The following is a 25,224-nucleotide window of genomic DNA, read 5'->3' on the forward strand; positions in this document are numbered from 1 at the left end:
TCATGCCGCAGGGCGCGTCGGAGCGGGGGAGCAGGGCCGCTGGGGGGAGCCGGCTTCGGGGTCAGATCGAGGCGTAGCCTCCGTCGATGAGGATGTTCTCCCCGGTCACCATCCCGGCCTGCTCGGAGGCGAGGTAGCCGATCAGGGCGGCGACCTCTTCCGGCTGCGCGAATCGGCGAGCCGGAATCTGCGCCTTGAGCGCATCGCCTTTCTCTCCCGCCCACGCCTTCTTGCCGAGCGGCGTCTCGACGACCGTCGGCGACACCGCGTTGACCGTCACGCCGTGCCTGGCCCATTCAAGCGACAGCACGCGGGTCAGGCCGAGGAGACCGGCTTTGCTTGCGCAGTACGCGGCGTGCTGGTCCAGGCCGACGACGCTCGCCTGCGAGGCCAGGTTGACGATGCGGCCGTAGCCGGCGCCGATCATGCCGGGAGCGACGGCCTGGGCCATGCGAAAACTGGCCGTGAGGTTCACGGCGAGCGTCGCATCCCAGTCGCTGTCGGACGTGTCGATGGCGGGGGAGAGGAGCGCGATCCCCGCCGAGTTGACCAGGACGTCGAGCCGCCCGAATCGGTCGTGCACGGTCGCGGCGATGGATGCTGCTGCTCCCGGTGCGAGAAGGTCGGCCACGATGGCGAGATGGCTGCTGGTGCCAGTCGCGCTGTTGCCGCCGGTCGCGCTGTTGCCAACAGTCGCGCTGCCGCCGCCGGGCACCGGCAGGGCGTCCACCGCGTCCTGGGTGGACGGGCTGCGGTCCACGGCCACGACCGTCGCGCCGCGTTCGGCGAAGTGGTGCGCGACAGCGTTGCCGATTCCGCTGGCCGCTCCGGTGATGACGGCCACGCGGCCGTCGAAGGTCTGCTCTGTCATGATTCCAGTTCTCCGATCGCGGCCACCTTCGCGGCCGATGGACTTGCGGGGTCGAAGCGGTAGGTCAGCCACTCGCGCACAAGCCGTTTCGCGAGTTCGATCCCGATGACCCGCTGTCCCAGGCAGAGGACCTGAGCGTCGTTCGAGAGCACGGAGCGCTCGACCGAGAACGAGTCGTGCGCCGTGACCGCGCGGATGCCGGGGATCTTGTTGGCCGCGATAGCCACGCCGAGCCCGGTGCCGCAGATCAGCAGAGCGCGGTCGGCGGCCCCGGATGCGACCACTTCGGCAGCCGCGGACGACACCGACGGATACGGCGTCGACTCCCCGGCGTCGACGCCGACATCGACGACCGAGGCCACTCCGGCGTCCCGTTCGAGTTCGGCCAGCAGGATTCGTTTGTAGTCGTATCCGGCGTCATCGCTTCCGATGACGATGCGCAGGGGCGCGCTCATTCGTCGTCCTTTCGAGACAGCAGGCCGCCGGTGGCGACGAGGATCATGCCGAGTGATGTAGCCCCGGCGTCCGGGGTTCCGACGGACTTCTCCGCGAGCGGACGCGCGCGTCCGAGTTTGGGGGTGAGGGCGCTGGTCGCTGCGGCGTGAGCGGCGGCGACAGCCGCAGCTTGCTGCCACGCTGCCGCGAGTGGACGCCCGGCGCCGACGGCAGAGGCGAGTCCGTCGCGGAACGGGAGCAGCGCATCCACCAGGGTCTTGTCTCCGATGGTGGCGCGACCCAGGTCGAGGATCGCGTCGGCGAACGCCTCGACGGCCAGGACGCCGTCGGCGGCGGTGTACCTGTCTGCGGTGTCTCCGAGCGACCGGCCTGCTGCTTCGAGCGCCGCGCCCCAGAGCACCCCGGAGGTGCCCCCTGCACGCGCGGCCCACGCCTGTCCGGCGGCGGCCAGAAGGTGTCCGCCCCCGGCGTCCGCGTCAGCAGCGGCCGTGGCGGCCGACACCGCGGCGTCGATCCCCTTGACCATGCCGCGGCCGTGATCGCCGTCTCCGGCGACCGCGTCGATCGCGCCGAGTTCGGACTCCTTCTCGTGCAGGAGGTCCGCCACCAGGCGGAGGCCGCCCAGAATGCCGGCGGCGAGGTCGCGTGCTGCCGGCGAGGAGTCCGGCACGGCGGACGCGGCGGAGGTTCCGGCGTCGAACAGAGCGGCCGACGCATCCAGTGCGGCGATGGGGGCCGCCAGCTTGCGGTACGCGGGCGCGTACGCGTCGGCGCGCCAGAAGCGTTCGAGCTCGTCGTCCAGCCAGATCAGGGTGAGCGAGCAGCCGCCCATGTCCAGGCTGGTGACCAGTTCGCCGACCTCCGCATCCACCGGTTCGAGCCCGCGCTCGGCCAGCAGCGGGGCGACGAGTCCCCAGAGCAGGAACAGCTCTTCGTACTTCGTGGTGCCGAGGCCGTTGAGGATCACACCGATCCTCCCGCCACCCGTGTGCGGCGCGGCGTCGAGCACGCCGTCGACCAGCATCCTGGCGAGGGCGGGCGCGGAGGGCATCGGGACGTCCCGGATGCCGGGCTCGCCGTGGATCCCGAGTCCGAGGCCGAGCATCCCGGCGGGCACCGTGAACAGCGGGCCGTCGGCTCCCGGCAGCGTGCAGCCAGAGAACGCGACGCCGAGCGTGCGTGTCGCGGCGTTGGCCGCGCGGCCGACGCGCTCGACCTCGTCGATGCCGAGGCCGTCGGCCGCCGCGGCGCCGAGCGCCTTGAAGACCGTGAAGTCGCCCGCGATACCCCTGCGTTTCTGCTCGTCGCTCGCCGAGGCGACGTCGTCGGTGACGACGACGATGCGGGTGTCTATGCCCTCCCTGCGCAGGCGCTCGGCGGCGATCCCGAAGTTCATCACGTCGCCCGCGTAGTTCCCGAAGGTGAGGATGACGCCGCGCCCGCGGTCGGCGGCGCGAGCGACCGAGTAGATCTGCGAGGCGGACGGCGACGTGAAGATGTTGCCGACGACGGCCCCGGACGCGAAGCCGGGCCCGACCAGGCCGGCGAACGCCGGGTAGTGACCGGATCCGCCGCCGACGACCACCGCGACGATGGAGTCTCCCGACGGGAGCGCGACCACGCCGCCGTGCACCGCCCTCAGCCGGTCGGCGTAGAGCGCGGCGAAGCCGGTGAGCTGGTCGTCGGCGAACTCGGACGCGTCGGTGAAAATGGTGGTCATCGTGCTCCCGCCTCCGCGAAGGCCGGAGCGGCTGTGGCGTCGTCGCGGTGCTGGTCGACCTTCAGGAAACCGATCATCACGAACGCGCAGGCGTACAGGGCGACGAAGGTCCAGACCACGCCGACCGGGCCCCAAAGCGGGAGCGCGAGGGCGACCACGCCGGAGCCGAGGAACGTCGCGCCGCCCGCCGCCGTGGTGTACATGGCCATCGCCGCGCCCTTGTGCTGCGGCACCAGGGCGGGCATGATCGCGCCCATCGGGACGAAGCCGGCGAGCATGATGCCGAAGACGGTTCCTGCGATGGTCGCGACCACGAAGCCCCAGTCGCTTCCTGCAGGCACCCAGTGCGGCACGTACCACCACAGCAGCAGGCCGATCGAGGAGCCGACGATGCCGAACCAGCGCACGGTGCGCACCCAGCCCATCCGGTCGCCGATGGCACCGAAGACGGCGTTGAAGGCGATGTTGCCCGCGAAGATGACGACGGTCATGATCAGCCACCTGCTCTGACCCCAGCCGAGGCTGTCGGCGACGATCGCCGGGAGCACGATGAACATCCCGAACTCGGGGGCGGTGTTGATGAGGCGGATGAGGAAGCCCATCAGGATGCGCGGGTTGCGTGCGGTGAGCACGATGCCGGCGCTGAGCACCTTCGCGGTGGAGTCGGCAGGATCGGCCAGACGGCGCGCGCCGTGCGCCTCCTTCACGCAGAACCTCGCGATGGCCCAGCCGATCAGGACGAGCCCGATCGAGGCGATCATGGTCCAGGTCTCGCCGTGGTATCCGCCGCCGAATGCCGGGATGACGAACACCGCGAACAGCGAGCCCAGCGTCGGAAGGCCGCCCGTGAACATCACGTAGAACCAGCCGACAGCCGTGCCTGCGCGCTTCTTCGGCGCGACCTGGTTGATCCAGACCAGGAACGCGAACGCGAAGAGCGGGAAGCCGAACCCGCGGAGGAAGTAGGACACGAACATCAGCGGGACGCTCGCCATCGACAGGCTGACGAGGAAGGCGATCTCGAACACCACCCAGGCCACGAAGCCCAGCGTCATCACGCGGCGCGGCCCCCACAGGTCGGCCAGCGCGCCGGACAGGTAGGAGGCGATCAGGACCGCGAGGCTGTACATGGCGATGATCTGGGCCACCAGGACGAGCTGGTTGCCGCCCAGCGCCTCCGTCATGTGCGGGGAGAGGAAGTTGGATTCGACGCCGTTGCCCGTCATGAAGACGAGGACACCGAGGAACCCCCAGCGGAGGGGATGCGGTATGCCGATCCTGTCGAGGAAGGTCTCAGTGGTGGTCACTGTGGTGGTGGTCATGGGGAAAACTCCGTTGCTTTCGTGCGAGGTGCCGTGGTGCCGTGGTGCGTCGCCGGTCAGGGCAGGATCGAGACCTTGATGGAGGCGCCTGCTGTGTCGCCGACGAGGTCGAGCGCCTGCTGGAAGTCGGCGAGGGCGAACTGGTGCGTGCAGATCTCGTCCATCGGCAGCACGCCGGATTCGAGGAGCTTGATGGCGGCGGGCCAGCAGTGGGGGCCGAGGTGGGCTCCGCGCACATCCAGTTCTTTGTCGTCGCTGATGATCGACCAGTCCACGGTGACCTCGGAGCCGAAGACGGAGTATTCGACGTAGGTGCCGAGCTTGCGCAGGAGGTTGAGGCCCTGGCCGACAGCGGAGGGGTGCCCCGTCGCCTCGATGTAGACGTCGGCGCCGTAGCCGTCGGTGAGCGCCTTGACCCGCTCGACGGCGTTCTCGGACGCGATGTTGATGGTGACGTCCGCTCCGCACTTCCTGGCGAGCTCGAGCTTGTCGTCGCTCAAGTCGAGGGCGACGACGAGGAGCGGGTTCTTCTGACGCACGCCCGCGATGGCGCCGAGACCGATCGGGCCCGCGCCGGCGATGACGACCACGTCGCCGAACTGGACGTCGGCGCGCTCGACGGCGTGCATGGCACAGGACAGCGGCTCGGCGTATGCGGCGTGCTGCGGGGGAAGCTGCTTCGAGACCCGGTGCGCGAGCGCCTTGGCCGGGACGATGGCGTATTCGGCCATCGCGCCGTTGTAGTCCTTGAAGCCGAACATGGCGTGCGGCCCGCACATCCAGTACTGGCCGCGGACGCAGTAACGGCAGTCGCCGCACGGCACGATCTGCTCGCAGGCGATCCTGTCGCCGATGTTGACGCGCTTCGCGGCGAGCGCGGAGGAGGAACCCGCGACGACCTCGCCGACGAACTCGTGGCCCGGCGTGATCCCGGACTGTGCCCAGGCCGGACGGTTCTCGTCGCCCCAGAACTTGGCTGCACCGTGGTAGCACTTCAGGTCGGAGGCGCAGACGCCGACGGCTTCGACGCGGATCAGAAGCTCGTCGGCCTTCGGGGTGGGCGTCTGCAGCTGTTCGAGGCGGTAGTCCTCCGGGCCGTGGACGACGACAGCGGTCATCGTGGCCGGGATGGCGGTGCGGGCGTCAGCGGTTGTCATGGTGTTCCTTGGATCGGTGTGGGGTGGGTGGCGATGGAGCGCAGCGGCGGAGGAGCGAGAGCGGCGGAGGAGCGCGGCGAAGCGCGCTCAGACGAGACGTGCGACGGTCGCCCGCGCGCCGGCGGCGTGCAGGGAACCGAGCGCGCTGAGGTAGTCGTCGACGAACTCGGCGTCGTCGATCAGGTCGCCGAACAGGCTCCGTTCGGTCAGGAACGCTGTCGGCTCCTCGCGCTGCCTGGCCGCGTTCGCCATGACAGCGTCGCGCCGGCGGTCGACGACCTCGATCGGGGAGCCTGTCTCGTCGACGCCCTCCGCGTAGCGCGCCCAGGAGGCGACGATCGCGGCGGATAGCGGCGTGCGGTGACCGGCCGCCCTGCGCTCGCGCACCACCGGCAGCAGCCACTTCGGGATGCGGTCCGACGACTCCGCGCACAGCCGGGCGATGGTGTCCAGCACCTCGGCGTTCGCGAAGCGCTCGATAAGGGTGCGCTTGTACGTCGCCAGGTCGACGCCCGGAACAGGTCGCAGGGTCGGCGTCGCCTCCTCGTCCATGTAGCGGAGCAGGAAGGCGGCGATGTTCTCGTCGCGTGCCGCGTCGTGCACGTAGGTGTACCCGCTCAGCCGGCCGAGGTAGCAGAGCCCCTGGTGGCTGGCGTTGAGCAGCCGCAGCTTCATCAGCTCGTACGGCTCGACGTCGGAGACCAGCTGGACGCCGGCGCGCTCGAACGGCGGCCGCCCGGCCGGGAACTCGTCTTCGAGGACCCACTGGAAGAACGGCTCAGCGACGACCGGCCAGCGGTCGGCGATGCCGAAGCGCTCCTCGATGCGCTCGCGGTCGTCCGCGGTGGTCGCTGGTGTGATGCGGTCGACCATCGAGCTCGGGAACGCCACGTTCTGCTCGATCCACTCGGCGAGGCCGGGGTCGCGCAGCCGGGCGAAGGCCGTGAACGCCGTGCGCGCGACCTCGCCGTTGCCCTGGATGTTGTCGCAGGACATGACCGTGAACGGTGCGATGCCGCGCTCGCGGCGGCGCCGCAGCGCTTCCACGACGAGACCGAAGACGCTCGCCGGAGCGGCGGCGCCCAGATCGGCGCGAATGTGGGGCGCATCCACGTCGAAGGAGCCGGTGACCTGGTCGATGTTGTACCCGCCCTCGGTGATGGTGAGGGAGACGATGCGGATGCCCGGGGGAGGAGAGCCGCTCGATGGCGGCCTCCTGGTCGTCCGGTGCGTGGACGAAGTCGACGATCGACCCGATGGTCCTGGCGTCCCAGGTGCCGTCCGGATGCTTGAGCACGAGGGTGTAGCGGTGGTCCTGCGCCGCGAGGGCGTCGCGCATCCCGGCGTCCGTGGGCAGGACGCCGATGCCGCAGATGCCCCAGTCGCGCGCGAGACCCTGCCGGAGCAGGTCGTCGAACACGGCGGCCTGATGGGCGCGATGGAAGCCGCCGACCCCGATGTGCGCGATTCCGCAGGTCACACCAGAGCGGTCGTACGGCTGCGAGTCGAAGTTCTGCACCGTGCTCCTTTCGTTGCCGATCACCCTAACCGGATGCTGAACGGATGTGCAAGAACATCTGTGCAGTATCGAAAGGAAATACTGGCATCGTTTCGGGAGGGGACGGATGGCCGCTCTGGCGGGTCGCCGGGCTGCGCGACGCGGACGGGAATATCCTTCAGTCGAGCGACCGTCCCACCCACCGGCCGCGAACCCACCTATGACATCCACGCCACCCAGCCCAGCGAGCGCGTCCAGCGCGGGGCACAGCCGCTTCCCGCTCGCGACGCTGCACACCGCAGCGCACATGTATTACCTCGAAGACGCAACCCAGTCGGAGATCGCCGGACGGCTCAACGTGTCCCGCCCGACGGTCAGCAGGCTCCTCAGCGAGGCGAGGCGGATCGGCCTGGTGCGCATCGAGATCGTGAACCCGCGCGATGCGGAGGTCTCCGACCTGGCGGCTCGGCTCGCGACGAAGCTCGGGCTCGCGAAGGCGTACGTCGCCGCCGGGGACCAGTCGGCGAACCTGCGCACCGGTCTCTCCGAGCAGGTGGCGACCGCGCTGGCCGACATGGGGCTGAACCCCGGGGATGCGCTGCTGATCGCGTCGGGCAACACCCTCTACGAGGTGGCCAGGGGACCGCTTCCCGAACTCCCCGGCGTCGTGCTCGTGCCCACCGTCGGCGGCGTGGCGGAGCCGGAGCCGTGGCACCAGACGAACGAGATCGCCCGGTCGATGGCCGAGCGGACCAGGGCGACGGCGATGTTCCTGTTCGCGGAGGCCATGCCGTCCGCCGCGCTGTACGAGCGCCTGCTCGACGACCCGTCGTTCCAGCGCGTTCAGGCGCTGTGGGCGTCGGCCACCGGCGCGCTGCTCGGCATCGGCGCGCCGCCGCTGACCCGCGCATCCATCTCCCGGTCGGTGCCGATGAGCGACGTCGAGCTGCGCAAGGCGGTGGGCGACGTCGCGCTCAACTTCATCGACATCGACGGTCAGCCGGTGGAGTTCGCGGGGAGCGACAGGATGGTGAGGACGCCGATGGATGCGCTGCGCACCATCCCGCACACCGTCGGCATCGCGGTCGGTGCGGAGAAGGCGGCCGGTATCCGCGCGGCGGCAGCCGGCGGGCTCATCCGGTCGCTGATCACCGACGAGCGCACGGCCGTGGCGCTGCTCGGCGCGGCGGAGTAACGCAGGAGATCCCGGCCGACACGCCGGTGCGGTGTCCGTTCGAGCGGTGATTCACGCGGGTGACGCGCGATTCTCCGCAGGAACGGACACCGGATGGAGCCGGGGTCGGAGCAGTGGACAGAGCTGGCTCAGGAACCGCGTCAGTCGGTGCCGCGCAGGCGGGCGACCGTGCGCATCAGGTGGTAGACCACGATCGCCGCGATGGTGCCGAGCGCGATGCCGTTGAAGGTGAGCTGGCCGAGGTTGAGCGTGAAGTCCGCGATGCCGACGATGAGGGCCGTGGCGGCGGTGAACTGGTTGACCGGCTTCGAGAAGTCGACCTTGTTGTCGAGCCAGATCTTCACACCGATGATGCCGATGAGGCCGTACAGGGCGGTGGTCACGCCGCCGAGCACGCCGGCCGGGATCGTGTTGATGACCGCGCCGATCTTGGGGGAGAGGCCGAGCAGCACGGCCACGAAGCCCGCCACCCAGTATGCGGCGGTCGAGTAGACGCGGGTCGCGGCCATCACGCCGATGTTCTCGCCGTACGTGGTCGTTCCCGAGCCGCCGAAGAACCCGGCGATGGTGGTCGCCAGGCCGTCGGCGAACAGGGCGCGGCCGGTGAGCTTGTTCACGGACGGGTCCGTCAGCTGGGCGACGCCGCGGATGTGTCCGACGTTCTCGGCCACGAGCACCAGCACGACCGGCAGGAACGCGGGGAGGATGCCGAACGTCGCACCGGGGTTCTCGAACGGGTTCGCCGGGAACGCGAACGTCGGGAAGCCCAGCCAGTCCGCCTTCGCGACGGCGGTGAAGTCGACCTCGCCGACGATCACGGCGAAGATGTAGCCGACCACCACGCCGATGAAGATCGACAAGCGGCCGAGCAGCCCCTTGAACAGCACGGTGCAGAGCAGAACGGCGAGCAGCGTGACGATGGCCGTCCACGGCGCCTTCACGAAGTTGTCCCGGGCGGCGGGCGCCAGGTTGAATCCGATCAGCGCCACGATCGCACCGGCCACCACCGGGGGCATCAGGGCGTCGATCCAGCCGGTGCCGGTCAGGATCACGATCCCGCCCACGATGGCCAGCAGGATGCCGACGGCGACGATGCCGAACAGGGCCCCGCCCATCCCGTTGCTGGCCGTCGCCGCCGTGATCGGCGCGATGAAGGCGAACGACGAGCCCAGGTAGCTGGGCAGCCGGTTGCCGGTGATCAGCAGGAACAGGATGGTGCCGATGCCGGAGAAGAGCAGCGTGGTGCTCGGCGGGAAGTGCGTGAGCACGGGCACGAGGAACGTCGCACCGAACATCGCGACGACGTGCTGGGCGCCCAGACCGATCGTGCGCGGCCAGGTGAGCCGCTCTCCCGGGAGGACGACGGCCGAGGCCGCGACGTCCTTTCCGTCACCGTGTAGCTTCCAGGGCAGGGGCATGGCGCATCCTTCGCGTCGTATCGGGGCGTTGCGGGCGTCTAGGCTTATTGGCGCGCGTTCGCGCATGAAAGCCCTCGGAGATACTACGGGAGACGACCTTGTCCGCATCGCCTACGAACACCGAAACCGCGCCGACGTTCCGCGGCAGGCTCGACCGGTTCTTCGAGATCAGCGCCCGCGGGTCCAACTGGGCCACTGAGCTGCGCGGCGGCGTCCTGACCTTCGTGACGATGGCGTACATCGTCATCCTCAACCCGCTGATCCTCGGCGGGACGGAGGATGTGACAGGCCACTCGCTGCAGGGGACGCAGCTCGCGGCGGTCACCGCGCTGAGCGCCGGTGTGATGACCGTGCTGTTCGGGCTGGTCGCCCGGCTGCCGTTCGCGTTCGCCGCCGGGCTCGGGATCAACTCGTTCCTCGCGGTCAACGTCGTGAAGATCCTCACCTGGCAGGAGGCGATGGGGCTCGTCGTCATCAACGGCGTCATCATCGTGATCCTCGCGGCCACCGGTCTGCGCCGCCTGATCTTCAACGCCGTCCCTCCGCAGCTGAAGACGGCGATCACGGTCGGCATCGGCCTGTTCATCGCGTTCATCGGCTTCGTGGACAGCGGTTTCGTGCGCAGCACCAACATGTCGTCGCCTCCCGTGCAGCTGGGTGAGGCCGGGTCGATCGCCACCGTGCCGACCGTCGTGTTCCTCGTCGCGCTGGTGATCATGGCCGTGCTGATGGCCCGCAAGGTCAAGGGTGCGCTGCTGATCGGGATCGTCGCGGCCACCGTCGTCGCGATCGTCGCCGAGGCGATCTTCCACGTCGGGCCGTCGCTCGGCAAGAACCCGGCAGGCTGGAACCTCACCGTCCCGCAGTTGCCGACCTCGCTCGTCGCACTTCCCGACCTCAGCCTCGTCGGTCAGTTCGACGTCGTCGGCTCGTTCGGCCGTATCGGCGCCCTCGCCGCGATCATGCTCATCTTCACCCTCGTCTTCACCAACTTCTTCGACGCGATGGGGTCGATGACCGGCCTCGCCCGCAGCGCCGGTCTCGCCAAGGAGGACGGCACCTTCCCGCGCCTGCAGCCCGCGCTCATTGTGGAGGGCGTCGGTGCCATCGTCGGCGGTGGCACCTCCGCATCGTCGAACACCGTGTTCGTGGAGTCGGCATCCGGCATCGGCGAGGGTGCGAAGACCGGCTTCGCCAGCGTCATCACCGGCGCGCTGTTCCTGCTCGCGATGTTCTTCACCCCGCTGACCCAGGTGGTCCCGCTGGAGGTCGCAGCAGCCGCCCTTGTGATCGTCGGTGCGCTGATGGTCGTGCAGATCAGGCACATCGACTTCTCGGAGTTCTCGAGCGTCCTCCCGGTCTTCCTCACGATCATCGTCATGCCGCTGACGTACTCGATCGCCAACGGCATCGGCGTCGGCTTCATCAGCTGGGTGCTCGTCCGGTCGCTCTCCGGGAAGGCGCGCGAGATCAGCCCGCTGCTCTGGATCGTCGCTGCCGGCTTCCTGGTCTACTTCGCCAGGGGTCCGATCGAGGCCGTGCTCCCGCACTAGCGAAGATCAGCCCCCGATTCCACTCAGGGTGACCCCTGAGCGGAATCGGGGGATAACCGGATGGTGTGGATGCGCGCCTGCCGATTGACTGGATGCACACCATCGATCGAGGAGAACCAGCACCCATGACCAACGTCGCATATCAGGCTCCCGCCAGGACGCTCAGCATCACGAGCTTCGTGCTCGGGCTCGCGTCGATCGTCTTCAGCTGGACGTTCGTCGCCCCCATCGCCGGCCTCGTGGTCGGCATCCTGGCGCTCGGCCGCGAACCGCAGGCGAAGGCGTTCGCCGTCTGGGGCATCGTCCTCAACTCGATCATGCTCGCCGGCGCCGTGTTCGTGGCGCTGCTCGCGGTGATCGGCGTCGGCGTCGGCCTCGCGTTCCTGCCGCTCGCCTGGCTCTAAAGCACGCTCCGACCCCCGCGGCTCCGGCCCCCGGACTTTCGCGGTCCCCGGGCCTGGGACAATGGAGGACGTGGACGACGAGAAGCAGCAGCAGAGCACCCGCACCCGCAGTTTCGTGACGCGAGGGCGGAAGACCGAGGCGCAGACCCGCGCCATCGACGAGCTCTGGCCGGTGTACGGCGTCGAGTTCGACGGGCAGCTCCTCGACCTGGATGCGGCGTTCGGCCGCCGGGCGCCGCGCGCGGTCGAGATCGGCTTCGGCAACGGCGAGAACCTGCTGACGCTCGCCGAGCGGCATCCGGACACCGACTTCCTCGGCGTCGAGGTGCACGGAGCGGGCGTCGGGCGCGTGCTCGGCGAGATGCGCGTGCGCGGCATCGAGAACATCCGGGTGGTGCGGCACGACGCCGTCGAGGTGTTCGAGCACGGCCTGGCCGAGCACAGCATCGCCGACGTGATGATCTACTTCCCCGACCCGTGGCCGAAGGTCCGCCACCACCGCCGGCGCATCGTGCAGCCGGATGTGGCGAAGCTCATCGTCCGCGCGCTCGCCCCCACCGGCGTGCTCCGGCTCGCCACCGACTGGGAGCCGTATGCAGAGCACATGATCGCCGTGCTGGATGCGGAGCCCGGCCTGGTGAACACCGCGGGGGAGAGCCTGTTCATCCCGCGTCCGGAGGACCGCCCCGTCACCAAATTCGAGCAGAGGGGCGAACGGCTCGGGCACGCCATCTTCGATCTGGAGTACCGTCCGGCCGCGCATCCGTAGGATGGCCGCATGACACCTGCGCAGACCGCCGACGACCTCCGCGCCTTCTTCGATCGCGGCATCACGAAGCCCCTCTCGTGGCGGCTCGCCCAGTTGCGTGCGCTGCGCAGGATGCTCACCGAGCGTTCGGTCGAGTTCGAGGACGCCCTGCTGTCCGACCTCGGCAAGAACCCGACGGAGTCGCAGATCGCCGAGCTGGGGTTCGTGGTGGGCGAGATCGACCACATGACCAGGCATCTGCGTCGCTGGCTGCGGCCGAAGCGGGTCGGTGTTCCCGGCGCTCTGCTGCCGGCCGGCGCATCCATCGTCCGTGAGCCGGTCGGTGTGGTGCTGGTGATCGCCCCGTGGAACTATCCCGTGCAACTGCTTCTCGCTCCCGTCGTCGGCGCTCTCGCGGCGGGCAACGCCGTGTTGCTGAAGCCGAGCGAGCTGGCCCCTGCGACCTCCTCCGCGATGGCGAGACTGATCCCGGAGTACCTCGACACCCGGGCCGTCGCCGTGGTCGAGGGCGGCGTCGAGGAGACCACCGGGCTGCTCGCCCAGTGCTGGGACCACATCTTCTTCACCGGCAACGGCAGGGTCGGGCGCATCGTCGCCGCGGCCGCCGTCGAGCACCTCACGCCCGTCACGCTGGAGCTCGGCGGCAAGTCGCCGGTCTACGTCGACGACACCACCGACCTGGATGCTGCGGCCCAGCGCATCGCCTGGGGCAAGTTCATGAACGCGGGCCAGACCTGCGTCGCCCCCGACTACGTGCTGGCGACCCCGAGCGTCGCCGCCCGCCTCGCGACCGCGCTGGCCGCCGCCGTGAGCGACCTCTACGGCGCAGACCCGTCGACCAGCCCCGACTACGGCCGGATCGTCGACGACCGCCAGTTCCAGCGGCTGACGACGCTCCTGGATGCGGGCGCGACCGTCACCGGGGGAACCCACGACGCCGCATCCCGCTACCTGGCGCCGACCGTGCTCATCGACGTGCCACGCGACGCCCCGGTGATGCGGGAGGAGATCTTCGGCCCGATCCTGCCGATCGTCACGGTCGACGGGCTCGACGACGCCATCCGGTACATCGTCTCGGGCGACAAGCCGCTCGCGCTCTACGTGTTCAGCGAGGACAAGCGGGTGCGCAGGCGCTTCCTGACGGAGACGAGTTCCGGCGCCGTCGGTTTCGGCGTCCCCGCTGCACACCTGGCCGTCGCGGGGCTGCCGTTCGGCGGGGTCGGCGCCAGTGGCATGGGCGCGTATCACGGCGAGCACTCGCTGCGCACGTTCAGCCACGAGAAGGCGGTGCTGACGAAATCGCTGAAACCGGACACACTGCGGCTGATCTACCCGCCGTTCACCGAAGCGAAGGACCGGTTCGCCCGCGGGCTGCTCCGCAAGCTCGGCTGAACCGCTTAGCCCCCGACCGCGCGGGATGCACGGGGTAGGCTCGTATCGTCGGTGGCCACGAACGACCGACATCAGAATGCCAACCCAAAACGATAGGCAACGGAGCCAAGCGTGAATACCCCGACAGCAATGATGGACGAGCCGAAGACCCACCCGATTCCCGTGATCGACGCGTCGCAGAACGTCTCGGACGTTCCCACCCCGACCGCGGAAGGCGGCCCCGTCCGCACCGAATCCGACTCGCTCGGCAGCCGGGAGATCCCGGCGGACGCGTACTGGGGCGTGCACACGTCCCGCGCGCTGGAGAACTTCCAGATCGCCAAGCGTCCCATCTCGGTCTACCCCGATCTGATCGTGGCGCTCGCCAGTGTGAAGCAGGCGGCGGCGCGCGCGAACCTGGAGATCGGCGTGCTGGACAAGCACAAGGCCGCCCTGATCGACCAGGCCTGCCAGCTCATCATCGACGGCAAGTTCCACGACCAGTTCGTGGTCGGCGTCATGCAGGGCGGCGCGGGCACGTCCACGAATATGAACGCCAACGAGGTCATCGCGAACGTCGCGCTCGAACTCGACGGCCACGCCAAGGGCGAGTACCAGTACATCAGCCCGATCGACGACGTCAACCGCAGCCAGAGCACCAACGACACATACCCGACGGCCATCAAGATCGCCCTCACCTTCGCTCTCGGTCACCTGCTCGACCAGCTCGCCCAGCTGCGCGACTCGTTCGCGCGGAAGGGCGAGGAGTTCCGGCACGTGCTCAAGGTCGGCCGCACCCAGCTGCAGGATGCGGTCCCGATGACGCTCGGGCAGGAGTTCCACGGCTTCGCGACCACGCTCACGGAGGACCACGCCCGTCTCACGGAGACGAAGTGGCTCCTCGCGGAGATCAACCTCGGCGCGACGGCCATCGGCACCGGGATCACCGCCGACCCCGGATACGCGGCAGCCGCCGTTCGCCACCTCAACGTGATCACCGGCCTCAACCTGGAGACGGCGCCCGACCTCATCGAGTCGACGAGCGACGCAGGCGCGTTCATGTCGTTCTCCGGTTCGCTGAAGCGCAGTGCCATCAAGCTCTCGAAGATCTGCAACGACCTGCGCCTGCTGTCGAGCGGCCCGCAGGCCGGCCTCGGCGAGATCAACCTCCCGCCGCGCCAGGCCGGGTCGAGCATCATGCCCGGCAAGGTCAACCCGGTCATCCCGGAGGTCGTCAACCAGGTGGCGTTCTCGGTGGCAGGCGCCGACGTGACGGTGACGATGGCCGCCGAGGGCGGTCAGCTCCAGCTGAACGCGTTCGAGCCCGTCATCGCGCACTCGCTGCTGCAGTCGATCACCTGGATGACGCAGGCCTTCCACACGCTGCGCGTGAACTGCGTGGACGGCATCACCGCGAACGAGGAGCGTCTCGGAGCGATGGTCGGTTCGTCCGTCGGCGTGATCACGGCGCTCATGCCGCACATCGGATACGCGGCCGCAGCCGCGCTCGCCAAGACGGCGCTGCTCACCGGAGGCAACGTGGCCGACCTCGTCGTGGAGGCCAAGCTGATGAGCCGTGAGGACGTGACCAGGCTGCTGTCGCCTGCTCGCCTGAGCGGCCTCGAGGCGATCACCACGGCCATCCCGATCATCGACGCCGGCACCGACCCCACGGCCTAACGCAGGACGCGCGCTGGAACGGAGCGCGGCGCGTCAGTCCTGGCGCGCCGCCTCCGCGCGCTCTGCGCGGCGGAACAGCGCGACCATGTCGCGAGCGAGCTGATGCGGAGCGGTCTCGCACGGGCTGTGCCCGGTGCTGTAGACGGCGAGCGTCGCCCCGAGGGCCTGCGCGTTGGCCGCGTGCAGGTGCGTCGGCCACAGGTCGTGGTTGCCGGTGGCGACCAGTATCGGGATGCGCATCGCTGCGACCCTGCCGCGCACATCCGGAACCCGTTTCATCAGCCCGACGATGTCGTCGACGCTCGACCGGCGGGTGAGGGCGAAGCGCGAGCGCACGAACGCGAGCCGCGACGGCGGCACCTTGTTCTTGTTCGTGACGATGCCCCAGATCATCAGTCCTGCACCCTGGCGGCCGCCGAGGAACCAGCTCAGCCAGCCGATCACCCGCACGCCGCGGAACGCCTGGCCGGGCTCCGGCGGCGTGGTCAGCAGGGTGAGGCTGCGGAACAGCCCGGGATGCTCGATCAGCGCCAGCTGCGCGAGCACGCCGGCGAACGAGTATCCGAGCACGTGGGCGGGTGGCCCGGACTGCAGGAACGCGACGATGTCGGTGACCAGCAGCTCGTACGTGTAGTGGCCGCCGGGAACGGGGCCGGCGTCCGCGGACTCGTACTGGCCGGCCAGGTCGAAGCTCTGCACGTGATACCCGGCGGCCACCAGGATCGGCGCCAGCAGGTAGAAGTCCTCCTTCGAACCCGTCACGCCCGGGATGAGCACCACGCGCGGGTCGGACGGGTCGCCGAGCGACACCACGGCGAGCTCGCCGCTCGGCGCGGCGAACCTGCTGAAGACGGCTCCGACCGGCGCGACGGACCAGTCGATGTCGGGAAGACCCGCATCCAGACGCGCAGCGTCGTCGTCGCCTCCGGCGACTCCGGGCCGCCTCTGTTCGATGGACACCCTTCCACGCTAGCCGACAGGCCGGACCTTTCACGGCATCCAGCGCGTTTTCGTGACCCACCACCGCGCCCGATAGCCTGGGCAGGTGAGATTCTCGCACCTCAGCTCCACCACAGATCCAACGCCGCGTCTTGCGGCCGTCATCGGCGACGGCGCCCTCTTCCTCGAGGAGGTGATGGACCCGGCCCCGCGCGATCTGCAAGACCTGATCGAGCAGGGCGACGGTGTCCTCGCACACGTCAAGGCGGTCGTCGACAACGCACTCGCACAGCACACCAGCCTCACGCCGGTCAGGGAGCTGCGGCACGCCTCGGCTGTGCTGCGGCCGCCGGCGGTCATCGCGATCGGCGCGAACTACGCCGCTCACGCCGCCGAGCTCGCGCTGCGCTCGGAGAAGGCGGCCACCATCTTCTCGCTCTGGCCGAACTCGCTCGCCGGTCACGGCGGCACGACGACCTGGCCGGGGGACCTGACGACGCAGGTCGACTACGAGGCGGAGCTCGGCGTCATCATCGGCAAGCCGGCCCGGGATGTGTCGGTGCAGGATGCGCTCGACTACGTCTGGGGATACACCGTCGTCAACGACATCACGGCCAGAGACCTGCAGTTCTCCGAGGCGCAGTGGTCGCGCTGCAAGTCGTTCGACGGGTTCACCCCGAACGGTCCCGTCGTGGTGACGGCCGACGAGATCCGCGACCCGCAGGACCTCTGGCTGACCACGAACGTCGACGGCACGATCCTGCAGGACGCGTCGACCGCCGACATGGTGCGCTCGGTCGCCGAGATCGTGTCCTACCTGTCGAAGTCGGCGACGATCCAGCCCGGCACGCTCATCTCCACCGGCAGCCCGGGCGGAGCGGGATACTCGCGCACCCCGCCGGTGTTCCTCAAGGACCACTCGACCGTGACCGTCTCGATCGGCGGCATCGGCTACCTCACCACGTACTGCCGCGTCACCTGACGCGGGCGCAGTCGCAGGCGCAGACTCAGGCGATCGCGCCCGGCGCGTCGTCCGCGTGCTCGGCCTCCCAGCGGCGGCGCGCTGCGCGGCGACGCCACGGCGACTCCTCCGGCAGGTGCATCCTGAGCGTGGTGTACGCCCAGCCGAGCCGTCGGCCGAAGCCGCGCCAGGTGCTGAACGGGCGGGCGGAGATGCCGACGGTGAGGCGTTCGTCGTACCGCACCACCTGGCTGGGGTCGAGGTGGATGGCGAGGTCGAGGTCGTCGTGGATCTCGCGCATCCCGCGGTGCACGCGACCGCGCACGCCCTCCCAGACGGTGCGCCGCATGGCGAAGTTGGAGCCGAAGATCGGCGGGTGGCCGAGCCAGATCTCCATCGACCAGAAGTAGCCGCCGATGTAGAGCGTCTGCCCGAGGCCGGCGATGAGCGTGTTGCCGTCGTAGAAGATGCCTGGGCCGGTGAGCACGCCGATGTCCGGGTCGTCGACGAACTCGGCCTCGATGTGCAGCAGCCAGTCGACCGGGGGACGGGAGTCGGCGTCCAGCCGGGCGATGATGTCTGTCGACGCCGCGTCGTAGCCGGTGGATGCGGCAGGCCAGATCCCGCGCTGCGACTGCTCGATCACGGTGGCGCCCTTCGAGCGGGCCACGGCGGCGGTATCGTCCGTGCTGCCGTTGTCGACCACGATGATCTCGTCGGCGGGCCGCAGCTGGGCCGCGAGGTCGTCCAGGCAGCGCGCGAGCATCTCGGAGTCGTTCAGGGCAGGGATCACGACGGCGATGGTTGGCACCTGCGAGATCCCCTCCTCCCTCAGCGCATGTCAGTCGAATGCATGCACGTCGAATGCATGTAAGTCCTCAGAGAGCCTACGCCTGCGCGGACCTCCACAGATGCATTCCGGCGTAGCTGCGCCACGGCGCCCAGCGAGCGCCGTACGCAGCGAGCGCTTTCGCGTCGTCCGGCAGGCCGAGCTTGGCTGCCCCCTGACGGATGGCGAGGTCGCTGGTGAGCAGGATGTCCGGGCTGCCGAGCACGCGCATCGCGATGTAGCCGGCGGTCCACGGGCCGATGCCGGGGAGGGCGGTGAGCCGTTCCTCCAGCTCCTCGCGCGACTCGCCGACGTCGATCACGAGCTCGCCGGAGGCGATGGCCGCGGCTGTGTTCACGATGGTGTCGATGCGTCTCGCCGGACCGCGCAGCACCTGCCTGCCGTGCTCGGCGATGTCGGCGGCGGTGGGGAAGAGGCGCGTGAACCCGCCGAGGTCGAGCGGGCGGCCGAGCGCGTCGGTGAGCCGGGTGAGCGCCGTGCGCGCGGCAGGGACGGAGATCTGCTGGCCGATGAGAGCGCGGAAGACGATCTCCTCCGCGTCGACGGCGCCAGGCACCCGGCGTCCCGGCGCGGCGGAGACGCTGGCCGCGAGGGCGGGGTCTGCGGAGAGAGCGGCGTCGATGGCCGCAGCGTCGGCATCCAGGTCGAGCAGGCGGCGCACGCGGGCGACGAGCGGCGCGAGGTCGGCCACATCGGCGAGGGTCGCGTCGCACTCCACGTGCGGTGCCGTCGGCGTGCCGCCGAGAGTGAGCCGGACGACGGCAGGGCCGTGGGGGAGGGCGAGCGCGCGGCTGTACGAATCCGCGTCTCCGCTCTCGACGCCCGCGATCGACCTGGCCCCCAGGAAGCCGAGCAGGGCTGCGCCGTCGAACGGCGCGCGGGCGGGGAGCCGGAGGCTCAGGGTGGCGGCCCCGGATGCGGTGGGCTCTCCGCCATCCTTCACGTCCGTGGATGCTGCCCGTGCGCCCGCCCGCCCCTTCGCGGACGCCCGGATCGCGCCGGGCGTCGTGCGGTAGATGTCGGCCATCGTCTCGTTGAACTGGCGCACGCTGGTGAATCCCGCCGCGAACGCCACGTCGGTGATCGACAGGTTGGTGCCCGCGAGGAGGAGCCGGGCGGTCTGCGCCCTATGCGCCCGAGCGAGTGCGAGGGGTCCAGCGCCGAGCTCGGAGGCGAGCACCCGCCCGAGGTGACGTGGCGTGTATCCGAGGCGTCGGGCGAGTCCCGGCACGCCCTCGCGCTCGACCGTCCCGTCGGCGATGAGACGCATGGCCCGGGCGGCGAGGTCGTCGCGGGTATTCCACTCCGGGGAGCCGGGCACCGCATCCGGAAGGCAGCGCTTGCAGGCGCGGAGCCCTGCCTCGTGCGCCGCGGCCGCCGTGAGGTAGAAGGTGACGTTGCCCGGCTTCGGCGAGACCGCCGGGCAGCTCGGGCGGCAGTAGATGCCGGTGGAGTGCACGCCGGTGATGAACTGCCCGTCGAACCGTGTGTCCCTGGCGCTCATCGCGCGGTAGCGCTCGGCGAAGACCGGGTCGGCGAGCTTGTCTGTTTCGCGGTTCATGCCCCCAGCCTCGCACTCGCCACCGACGTTCGGTAGCGGAAAACGGACATTACCCGCGTTGAATATGCTGAATCGCATGGATGTTCTGGAGTGGTTGTCCGCAGCACTCGGTGACGACGCCATCGCGGCCGGCGTGCTCAGCACCGATCGGGAGGCGCTCGACGCCGCCCGCACGGATCGCTCCGGCTGGATCGCGGACGGAAGCCCGCTCGCCGTCGTCAATGCCACGGCCGTCGAGCACGTGCAGGCGACCATGCGCGCAGCCAGCGAGTTCCGCGTCCCCGTCGTCCCCCGCGGAGCGGGCACGGGCCTGGCAGGCGGCGCGAACGGCACGGACGGCGCGATCGTGCTCAGCGTGGCCGGCATGAACCGCATCCTGGAGATCTCCGCCGACGACGAGCTCGCCGTCATCGAGCCGGGCGTCATCAACGCCGACCTCAACGACGCCCTCGAGCCGTACGGCCTGTTCTTCGCTCCCGACCCGGCGAGCAAGGCCATCTCCACGGTCGGCGGCAACATCGCCACCAACGCGGGCGGCCTGCTCTGCGCCAAGTACGGCGTCACCCGCGAGGCCGTCCTCGCCCTCGACGTCGTGCTCGCGGACGGACGCCTCGTCTCCACCGGTCACCGCACGGTGAAGGGCGTGACCGGCTACGACATCACCGCGCTGTTCGTCGGGTCGGAGGGCACCCTGGGCGTGATCGTCGGCGCCACGGTGCGCGCCATCCCGATCCCCGCCGGGGAGCCGACCACCATCGGAGCGCTGTTCCCGGATGTGCGGTCGGCGGCGGCAGCGTCCGCGCGCGTGACAGCATCCAGACTCCGCCCCGCCGTGATGGAACTGCTCGACGCCGCGTCCCTCGACCGCATCTCCGCCCACCTCGGCGCGGACACCATCGCCTCGGCGTTCGGCACGACGGGAGGCGGCAGTTACCTCCTCGTTCAGTTCGACGGCCCGAGCGCTGCGGCGGACGCCGCCTCCGCCGCCGAGCTGATCGGGGCGGAGGGAGGCACCGTGCGCGTCTCCGCCGACGCGGACGACGGCGAACGCCTGCTGGCGATCCGCCGCGCCTTCCACCCCGCGCTCGCCGCCACCGGAGAGGTGCTGATCGAGGACGTCTCCGTCCCTCGCTCCCGGATGCCGGAGATGTTCGCCGCGATCGAGCGCATCTCCGAGAAGTACGGGGTGCCCATCCCGACCGTCGCGCACGCGGGCGACGGCAACCTGCACCCCAACTTCGTCTACTCCGGTGCCGAGGTGCCTCCGGCGGTGTGGGATGCGGCGAACGAGCTGTTCCGCACGGCGATGGACCTGGGCGGAACGCTCACCGGCGAGCACGGCGTCGGTGTGCTGAAGCGACGCTGGCTCGCCGATGAGCTCGGCCCTGACTCCTACGACCTGCAGGTGAAGCTCAAGTCGGTCTTCGACCCGCTCGGCATCCTCAACCCCGGCAAGGTCTTCGGCTGATCCGCTGCTGCCGGCCCCGGTGGACGCGCGTCAGCGCACCGCCTGCGGCAGCAGCACCTCCACGTCCGCGTACGCGTGCTCGTCGGTGCGGGACGGCAGGTCGAAAACCCGCCCGGCCTCCGTGGCGGCGTCGAACGGCGCCCAGCCGGGGTCGCCGCCGACGATGAACGACACCGCGGCGCCGTGCACGTCGTCGGCGAGCGCCTGCGGAGGGTTCGGTCCGGCGATGTTCTGCACCCGCTCCGCGTCCAGGCAGTCGAAGAAGAACGGCACGTCGAGGCAGTGGCAGGCGCCGCCCATCGTCGGGGACGGCCAGGAGAAGCGGTAGAGCCAGGTCGGTGCGGCGGCGGCGCGCTCCCTGGCGATGGTGAGCGCCGTGGTGCGGAACAGGCGGTCGGTGATGTACTGGCCGAGGATGTCGGCGGTGTCGCGCCCATCGTGCGCTGCGGCGTACGCGGCCGCGGTGTCGTCCGCCAGCCCGAACCGGGTGAGGACCGCGGCCGCGGGGACGGCGGCGAGCGCATCCCGGTGGGCGGTCAGCGCCATGTTGAACTCGTTGTCCGTCGCCCCGAGCACCAGCTCCTTCTCCGCACCGACGCCGGAGCGGAGGGCGTCGGCGACGGCCTGCGGCAGGAGGTCGCCGTCGACGACGGGACCCCAGACCAGGCGGCCGGCGGCGAGCTGGACGAGACCGGCCAGCGCGTCGTCCTCGCCATCCTCGTCGCCCGGCGCCGGCGCGGGTGAGGCGACCTGCGCCTGCAGCGCGAGGATGGTCGCCTCGTCGAGCGCGGACAGTCCCGCTCGGGTGGGCGGCACGCCGGCGAGCTCGGCCAGCCTGCGCCCGAAGACCTCCGCGTCTGCGGCGGGCAGGTCGCTGGTCGCCCCCGAGATGCTGATCACGCGCTGGAACAGCGCGGCGGCCCGCGGCACGGCCAGCAACGACAGCACCGCTCCGCCTCCCGCCGACTGCCCGGCGATGGTCACCCTCGCTGGGTCGCCGCCGAACGCTCCGATGTTGTCCCGCACCCACTCGAGCGCCAGCAGCCAGTCCAGGACACCCCGGTTCTGTGGAGCGTCCTCGATCCAGCCGAACCCGTCGAAGCCGAGCCGGTACGACACGGACACGGTCACCACGCCGTCCCTGGCGAAGGCGGCGCCGTCGTACCAGGGGCTCGCGGGGGAGCCCGCGACGAACCCGCCGCCGTGGATGTAGACCAGCACGGGCAGCGCGGAGTCGCTGCGCGGCGCGGGCGTGAAGACGTTGACGTTGAGGGTCGAGTCGCCGGGGATCGACGGCTCGGGGATCAGGGTGATCTCGGACAGCGCGGCACGCTGCGGGGTCGCCCCGTACGCGGTGGCGTCGAGCACCCCCTCCCACGCCGCGTGCGGCACAGGAGCGGCAAACCGGCGCTCGCCGGTCGGCGCCTCGGCGAACGGGATGCCGAGGAACGCGGCGGAGCCCTCCCTCCAGATCCCGCGGACCCGGCCGGCGGTCGTGTCCACCTCGGGGGCGGCGGTCGGTGTCGTCATCTGGATGATCCTCTCTCGACGGACGCTCGCTCCCGAACGTCAAAAACCGTGTGTTGCTTGGTAATGAGTATCGGTGACACGGTCGGTTAGTTCAAGCATCGAATTAACTGGGGCGGACGACGGCGCCGAGAAGGGCTAGCGCGACGCGAGGCCGAGCGGGTCGGCGATGGCCGCATCCCGTGCCTGGTGCAGGGCACCGAGCAGCGCGGCGTCCGCGCCGAGGCGGCCGGCGACGATCGGGGGAGCGGGCGCGAGCTGTTCGGCGGCGCCGATCCGCAGGCGGGAAGCGGCGGCCGCGGCGATCCGCGGCGCGAGCTCCGCCCAGTATCCGCCGAGCACGATCACGGACGGATCGAGCGCCATCCGGAGCAGTGCGATGGTCCTGGCGATCCACACCGCTGCCGCGTCGAACGCCGCCGTCGCCACCGCGTCTCCCGCCTGCATCCGCTCGACCAGTTCGGCCAGCGCCGCTGTGAGGCCGTCCCGGTCGCGCAGCTCGGCCAGTCCCGCCGCGGCGAGCACGACATCCGGCCCTGCGACGGTCACGAAGCAGCCGCGCTGGCCGCAGGCGCAGGGGAGTCCGTCGTGGTCGACGGGCAGGTGCCCGATCGCGCCCGCGAGCCCGTGCGCGCCCGCGACGAAGGCGCCGTCGGCGAGGTATGCGCCGCCGATGCCGCTGTTGCTCTTCAGGTACAGCACGAACCGTTCGCCCGGCAGGCGCTGCGCCTCGGCCAGAGCGGCGGGCTCGTCGGAGGTGAGGATCGTATCCGCCGGGAGGCGCGGCTCCCGGGCGCCGAGCATCCCGAGCACGTCCACCTGCCCCCAGCCGAGGTCGGTGTCCGCGAGCACGATCCTCGGCTCGCCGCCCACCGGCGCGAGCATCACGACGGTGAACCCGACCGGGATGCGGCCGAGGCGTGCGAGCGCGTCGAGCCCGGCGCCGAGGGTGTGCGCTGCGACGTCGAGCACGGCGTCAGGGTCGCCCATCGGCCTGCCGTGGCGCTCGGCGATGCGCACCAGCTCCTCCCCGGCGAGGTCGTGGGCGAGGAAGACGGCCTGATCGGCGTCGAGCTGCATGGCCGCGAATGCGATGCCGTCCGCCGCCAGGGCGAGCATGGTCTTCGGCCGCCCGCTCCCCGACCCGACCACCGCGGACTCGCGCACCAGCCCTGCCGAACTCAACACGTCGACCAGGGCCGTGACCGTGCCGCGGGAGAGTCCTGTCGCCGCCGCGAGCTCGCTGCGCGCGCTCGGCCCGTCGACCAGCAGGCGCATCAGAAGCGCCAGGTTGTGGATGCGGACGTCGGCGCTGTCCCGTCCGGCTGCAGAACTCATAGCGCCAGAATCTCACACGGCGAACGAACGGAGGTGGAGCATCCCGGCCGACGGTGATCCCACCCCGTTAAAGACTCGACGCCCGGTGGTGCGGCGATGCCTGCGACTCTCCCGGGCGACGAGTTGATCTTGTGATCTACGTCAAGGGTGCTCCGCATCCCGGGCGAGCGCAAGAGCGGATTTCGGACATGCGCTCTCAGAGAACGCGCTTTGACGCGGGCCCGCGGAGCCAGTTGGATGGATGCATGGCAGAAAACACCAACCAGAAGCCCGAAGTCGACGCCCCCGACGGCCCGGCTCCCGAGACCCTCGAAATCGTCGACATCGTCGAGGGCACCGGTCCAGAGGCGACCGCAGGTTCCAAGGTGGACGTGCACTACCTCGGCGTCGAGTATGAGACCGGCGAGGAGTTCGACTCCTCCTGGAGCCGTGGGCAGTCCATCAACTTCCCGCTCAACAACCTCATCAAGGGCTGGCAGGACGGCATCCCCGGCATGAAGGTCGGCGGTCGCCGCAAGCTGACCGTCCCGCCCGCGCAGGCGTACGGCCCGGCCGGTGGAGGTCACCCGCTCTCCGGCAAGACCCTGATCTTCGTGATCGACCTGCTCGGCGTCTCCTAGATCGTCTCGATCTCCCAGACACGCGCACGAGGAAAGGCGCGGTGCGGCTCGAGGCCGCACCGCGCCTTTTTCGCGCGTGACGTGGTTCGCGCAGGTCAGAGCGCCGGCGGGTGCATCAGCGTCGGGATGGCGATCCGGTTCCAGACGTTGATCGTCGCGATGGCGAGCAGCAGGTTCGCGAGGCCCTCCTCGCCGAACTCGGCGAGCGCGCGCCCGTAGAGGTCGTCGGAAACGCCGCCCTGGATGAGGGTGACCTCCTCGGTCAGTTCGAGCGCCACCCGCTCCCGCTCGCTGAACCACTCCGACTCCCGCCAGGTGATCACCGAGAACACCTTGCGCAGCGGGTAGCCGCTTGCCTGCAGGTCGACGGAGTGCATGTCGACGCAGAACGTGCATCCATTGATCTGGGATGCGCGGAGTTTGATGAGGTCGCCGAGCGGCTCCTCGACGTGCTGGGCCACATAGCCGTCGAGGTTGATGACCTTGCGGTAGCCGTCGGGGACGATGGAGGAGATGTCGATTCGTTCTGTCATGTGGCCAGCCTAG

At 70.2% G+C, this 25,224-nt stretch carries 21 protein-coding genes and 1 pseudogene; 9 read left to right on the forward strand and 13 right to left on the reverse strand.

Going from position 1 to position 25,224, the window contains the following annotated elements; genetic code table 11:
* Positions 1–61: 61 nt before the first annotated feature.
* The 6 genes and pseudogenes from HF024_RS07185 to HF024_RS07210 form a co-directional block, all read right to left on the reverse strand.
* A complete protein-coding gene (locus HF024_RS07185; RefSeq protein WP_168689115.1) occupies positions 62–871 on the reverse strand; it encodes a GolD/DthD family dehydrogenase in 810 nt (269 codons plus the stop codon).
* Complete coding sequence (locus HF024_RS07190; protein ID WP_168689116.1) at positions 868–1,326, reverse strand: ribose-5-phosphate isomerase; 459 nt, start codon at positions 1,324–1,326, stop codon at positions 868–870. The genes HF024_RS07185 and HF024_RS07190 overlap by 4 nt, the downstream gene beginning before the upstream one ends.
* Positions 1,323–3,047 carry a dihydroxyacetone kinase family protein gene (locus tag HF024_RS07195; RefSeq protein ID WP_168689117.1) on the reverse strand — a complete coding sequence of 575 codons (1,725 nt, stop codon included), beginning with the start codon at positions 3,045–3,047 and terminating at the stop codon, positions 1,323–1,325. Before HF024_RS07195 ends, HF024_RS07190 begins: the two co-directional genes overlap by 4 nt.
* Positions 3,044–4,369, reverse strand: a complete 1,326-nt coding sequence (locus HF024_RS07200; protein ID WP_168689118.1) for an RbtT/DalT/CsbX family MFS transporter — start codon at positions 4,367–4,369, stop codon at positions 3,044–3,046. Before HF024_RS07200 ends, HF024_RS07195 begins: the two co-directional genes overlap by 4 nt.
* Before the next feature lie 56 nt (positions 4,370–4,425).
* Positions 4,426–5,526, reverse strand: a complete 1,101-nt coding sequence (locus HF024_RS07205; RefSeq protein ID WP_168689119.1) for an alcohol dehydrogenase catalytic domain-containing protein — start codon at positions 5,524–5,526, stop codon at positions 4,426–4,428.
* Positions 5,527–5,613: 87 nt separating this feature from the next.
* Positions 5,614–7,069: pseudogene (locus tag HF024_RS07210) on the reverse strand (mannitol dehydrogenase family protein).
* Positions 7,070–7,244: 175 nt separating this feature from the next.
* Here HF024_RS07210 and HF024_RS07215 point away from each other — a divergent pair.
* Positions 7,245–8,219 (forward strand): sugar-binding domain-containing protein, encoded by a 975-nt coding sequence (locus HF024_RS07215; protein WP_168689120.1) that lies wholly within the window; start codon positions 7,245–7,247, stop codon positions 8,217–8,219.
* Between the two features lie 140 nt (positions 8,220–8,359).
* Here HF024_RS07215 and HF024_RS07220 read toward each other — a convergent pair whose 3' ends face one another.
* Positions 8,360–9,637, reverse strand: coding sequence for a solute carrier family 23 protein (locus HF024_RS07220; RefSeq protein WP_085369274.1), 1,278 nt, complete (start codon positions 9,635–9,637; stop codon positions 8,360–8,362).
* 98 nt (positions 9,638–9,735) lie between these two features.
* Here HF024_RS07220 and HF024_RS07225 point away from each other — a divergent pair, with 98 nt between their 5' ends.
* The 5 genes from HF024_RS07225 to HF024_RS07245 all read left to right on the forward strand — a co-directional run bounded on the left by HF024_RS07225 (position 9,736) and on the right by HF024_RS07245 (position 15,414).
* Positions 9,736–11,190 carry an NCS2 family permease gene (locus tag HF024_RS07225; protein ID WP_210724043.1) on the forward strand — a complete coding sequence of 485 codons (1,455 nt, stop codon included), beginning with the start codon at positions 9,736–9,738 and terminating at the stop codon, positions 11,188–11,190.
* Between the two features lie 125 nt (positions 11,191–11,315).
* Positions 11,316–11,594: a hypothetical protein gene (locus tag HF024_RS07230; protein ID WP_168689121.1), complete on the forward strand. Its 279-nt coding sequence runs from the start codon at positions 11,316–11,318 to the stop codon at positions 11,592–11,594.
* A 70-nt stretch (positions 11,595–11,664) separates the two neighbouring features.
* Positions 11,665–12,363, forward strand: coding sequence for a tRNA (guanosine(46)-N7)-methyltransferase TrmB (gene trmB / locus HF024_RS07235; protein ID WP_247597346.1), 699 nt, complete (start codon positions 11,665–11,667; stop codon positions 12,361–12,363).
* Between the two features lie 9 nt (positions 12,364–12,372).
* Complete coding sequence (locus HF024_RS07240; protein ID WP_168689123.1) at positions 12,373–13,755, forward strand: aldehyde dehydrogenase family protein; 1,383 nt, start codon at positions 12,373–12,375, stop codon at positions 13,753–13,755.
* A 132-nt stretch (positions 13,756–13,887) separates the two neighbouring features.
* Entirely contained in the window at positions 13,888–15,414 is a 1,527-nt protein-coding gene (locus HF024_RS07245; RefSeq protein WP_085369396.1) for an aspartate ammonia-lyase, read from the forward strand.
* A gap of 33 nt (positions 15,415–15,447) precedes the next feature.
* Here HF024_RS07245 and HF024_RS07250 read toward each other — a convergent pair whose 3' ends face one another.
* Complete coding sequence (locus HF024_RS07250) at positions 15,448–16,374, reverse strand: alpha/beta hydrolase (RefSeq protein WP_168689124.1); 927 nt, start codon at positions 16,372–16,374, stop codon at positions 15,448–15,450.
* 85 nt (positions 16,375–16,459) lie between these two features.
* On the opposite strand from HF024_RS07250, the gene HF024_RS07255 reads away from it, so the two are divergent.
* Positions 16,460–17,335 (forward strand): fumarylacetoacetate hydrolase family protein, encoded by an 876-nt coding sequence (locus HF024_RS07255; protein ID WP_085369269.1) that lies wholly within the window; start codon positions 16,460–16,462, stop codon positions 17,333–17,335.
* Positions 17,336–17,360: 25 nt separating this feature from the next.
* On the opposite strand, the gene HF024_RS07260 is transcribed toward HF024_RS07255, so the two are convergent.
* Both HF024_RS07260 and HF024_RS07265 read right to left on the reverse strand, forming a co-directional pair.
* Positions 17,361–18,125: a glycosyltransferase family 2 protein gene (locus HF024_RS07260; protein WP_168689125.1), complete on the reverse strand. Its 765-nt coding sequence runs from the start codon at positions 18,123–18,125 to the stop codon at positions 17,361–17,363.
* A gap of 76 nt (positions 18,126–18,201) precedes the next feature.
* Positions 18,202–19,725: an AlkA N-terminal domain-containing protein gene (locus tag HF024_RS07265; protein ID WP_210724044.1), complete on the reverse strand. Its 1,524-nt coding sequence runs from the start codon at positions 19,723–19,725 to the stop codon at positions 18,202–18,204.
* A 76-nt stretch (positions 19,726–19,801) separates the two neighbouring features.
* Here HF024_RS07265 and HF024_RS07270 point away from each other — a divergent pair, with 76 nt between their 5' ends.
* Positions 19,802–21,193: an FAD-linked oxidase C-terminal domain-containing protein gene (locus HF024_RS07270; protein WP_168689127.1), complete on the forward strand. Its 1,392-nt coding sequence runs from the start codon at positions 19,802–19,804 to the stop codon at positions 21,191–21,193.
* 30 nt (positions 21,194–21,223) lie between these two features.
* Here HF024_RS07270 and HF024_RS07275 read toward each other — a convergent pair whose 3' ends face one another.
* Together HF024_RS07275 and HF024_RS07280 are read right to left on the reverse strand one after the other, a co-directional pair.
* Positions 21,224–22,723 carry a carboxylesterase family protein gene (locus tag HF024_RS07275; RefSeq protein ID WP_168689128.1) on the reverse strand — a complete coding sequence of 500 codons (1,500 nt, stop codon included), beginning with the start codon at positions 22,721–22,723 and terminating at the stop codon, positions 21,224–21,226.
* Between the two features lie 135 nt (positions 22,724–22,858).
* On the reverse strand, positions 22,859–24,058 hold the full coding sequence (locus HF024_RS07280) for an ROK family transcriptional regulator (RefSeq protein ID WP_168689129.1): 1,200 nt from the start codon (positions 24,056–24,058) through the stop codon (positions 22,859–22,861).
* A gap of 245 nt (positions 24,059–24,303) precedes the next feature.
* Between HF024_RS07280 and HF024_RS07285 the strand changes: the two genes are divergently transcribed.
* A complete protein-coding gene (locus HF024_RS07285; RefSeq protein WP_168689130.1) occupies positions 24,304–24,678 on the forward strand; it encodes an FKBP-type peptidyl-prolyl cis-trans isomerase in 375 nt (124 codons plus the stop codon).
* A gap of 95 nt (positions 24,679–24,773) precedes the next feature.
* Here the strand turns inward: HF024_RS07285 and HF024_RS07290 are convergent, their stop codons facing one another.
* On the reverse strand, positions 24,774–25,211 hold the full coding sequence (locus tag HF024_RS07290; RefSeq protein WP_085369262.1) for a carboxymuconolactone decarboxylase family protein: 438 nt from the start codon (positions 25,209–25,211) through the stop codon (positions 24,774–24,776).
* Between the last annotated feature and the right edge of the window lie 13 nt (positions 25,212–25,224).

It is taken from the genome of Leifsonia sp. PS1209, assembly GCF_012317045.1.
Lineage (GTDB): Bacteria > Actinomycetota > Actinomycetes > Actinomycetales > Microbacteriaceae > Leifsonia.

Coding starts and splice junctions, on each gene's coding strand:
- HF024_RS07245 (WP_085369396.1), top strand. CDS start 13,888: ATGGACGAGCCGAAGACCCACCCGATTCCCGTGATCGACGCGTCGCAG.
- HF024_RS07220 (WP_085369274.1), bottom strand. CDS start 9,637: ATGCCCCTGCCCTGGAAGCTACACGGTGACGGAAAGGACGTCGCGGCC.
- HF024_RS07195 (WP_168689117.1), bottom strand. CDS start 3,047: ATGACCACCATTTTCACCGACGCGTCCGAGTTCGCCGACGACCAGCTC.
- HF024_RS07270 (WP_168689127.1), top strand. CDS start 19,802: ATGGATGTTCTGGAGTGGTTGTCCGCAGCACTCGGTGACGACGCCATC.
- HF024_RS07275 (WP_168689128.1), bottom strand. CDS start 22,723: ATGACGACACCGACCGCCGCCCCCGAGGTGGACACGACCGCCGGCCGG.
- HF024_RS07200 (WP_168689118.1), bottom strand. CDS start 4,369: ATGACCACCACCACAGTGACCACCACTGAGACCTTCCTCGACAGGATC.
- HF024_RS07205 (WP_168689119.1), bottom strand. CDS start 5,526: ATGACAACCGCTGACGCCCGCACCGCCATCCCGGCCACGATGACCGCT.
- HF024_RS07185 (WP_168689115.1), bottom strand. CDS start 871: ATGACAGAGCAGACCTTCGACGGCCGCGTGGCCGTCATCACCGGAGCG.
- HF024_RS07290 (WP_085369262.1), bottom strand. CDS start 25,211: ATGACAGAACGAATCGACATCTCCTCCATCGTCCCCGACGGCTACCGC.
- HF024_RS07285 (WP_168689130.1), top strand. CDS start 24,304: ATGGCAGAAAACACCAACCAGAAGCCCGAAGTCGACGCCCCCGACGGC.
- HF024_RS07230 (WP_168689121.1), top strand. CDS start 11,316: ATGACCAACGTCGCATATCAGGCTCCCGCCAGGACGCTCAGCATCACG.
- HF024_RS07240 (WP_168689123.1), top strand. CDS start 12,373: ATGACACCTGCGCAGACCGCCGACGACCTCCGCGCCTTCTTCGATCGC.
- HF024_RS07215 (WP_168689120.1), top strand. CDS start 7,245: ATGACATCCACGCCACCCAGCCCAGCGAGCGCGTCCAGCGCGGGGCAC.
- HF024_RS07280 (WP_168689129.1), bottom strand. CDS start 24,058: ATGAGTTCTGCAGCCGGACGGGACAGCGCCGACGTCCGCATCCACAAC.
- HF024_RS07190 (WP_168689116.1), bottom strand. CDS start 1,326: ATGAGCGCGCCCCTGCGCATCGTCATCGGAAGCGATGACGCCGGATAC.
- HF024_RS07265 (WP_210724044.1), bottom strand. CDS start 19,725: ATGAACCGCGAAACAGACAAGCTCGCCGACCCGGTCTTCGCCGAGCGC.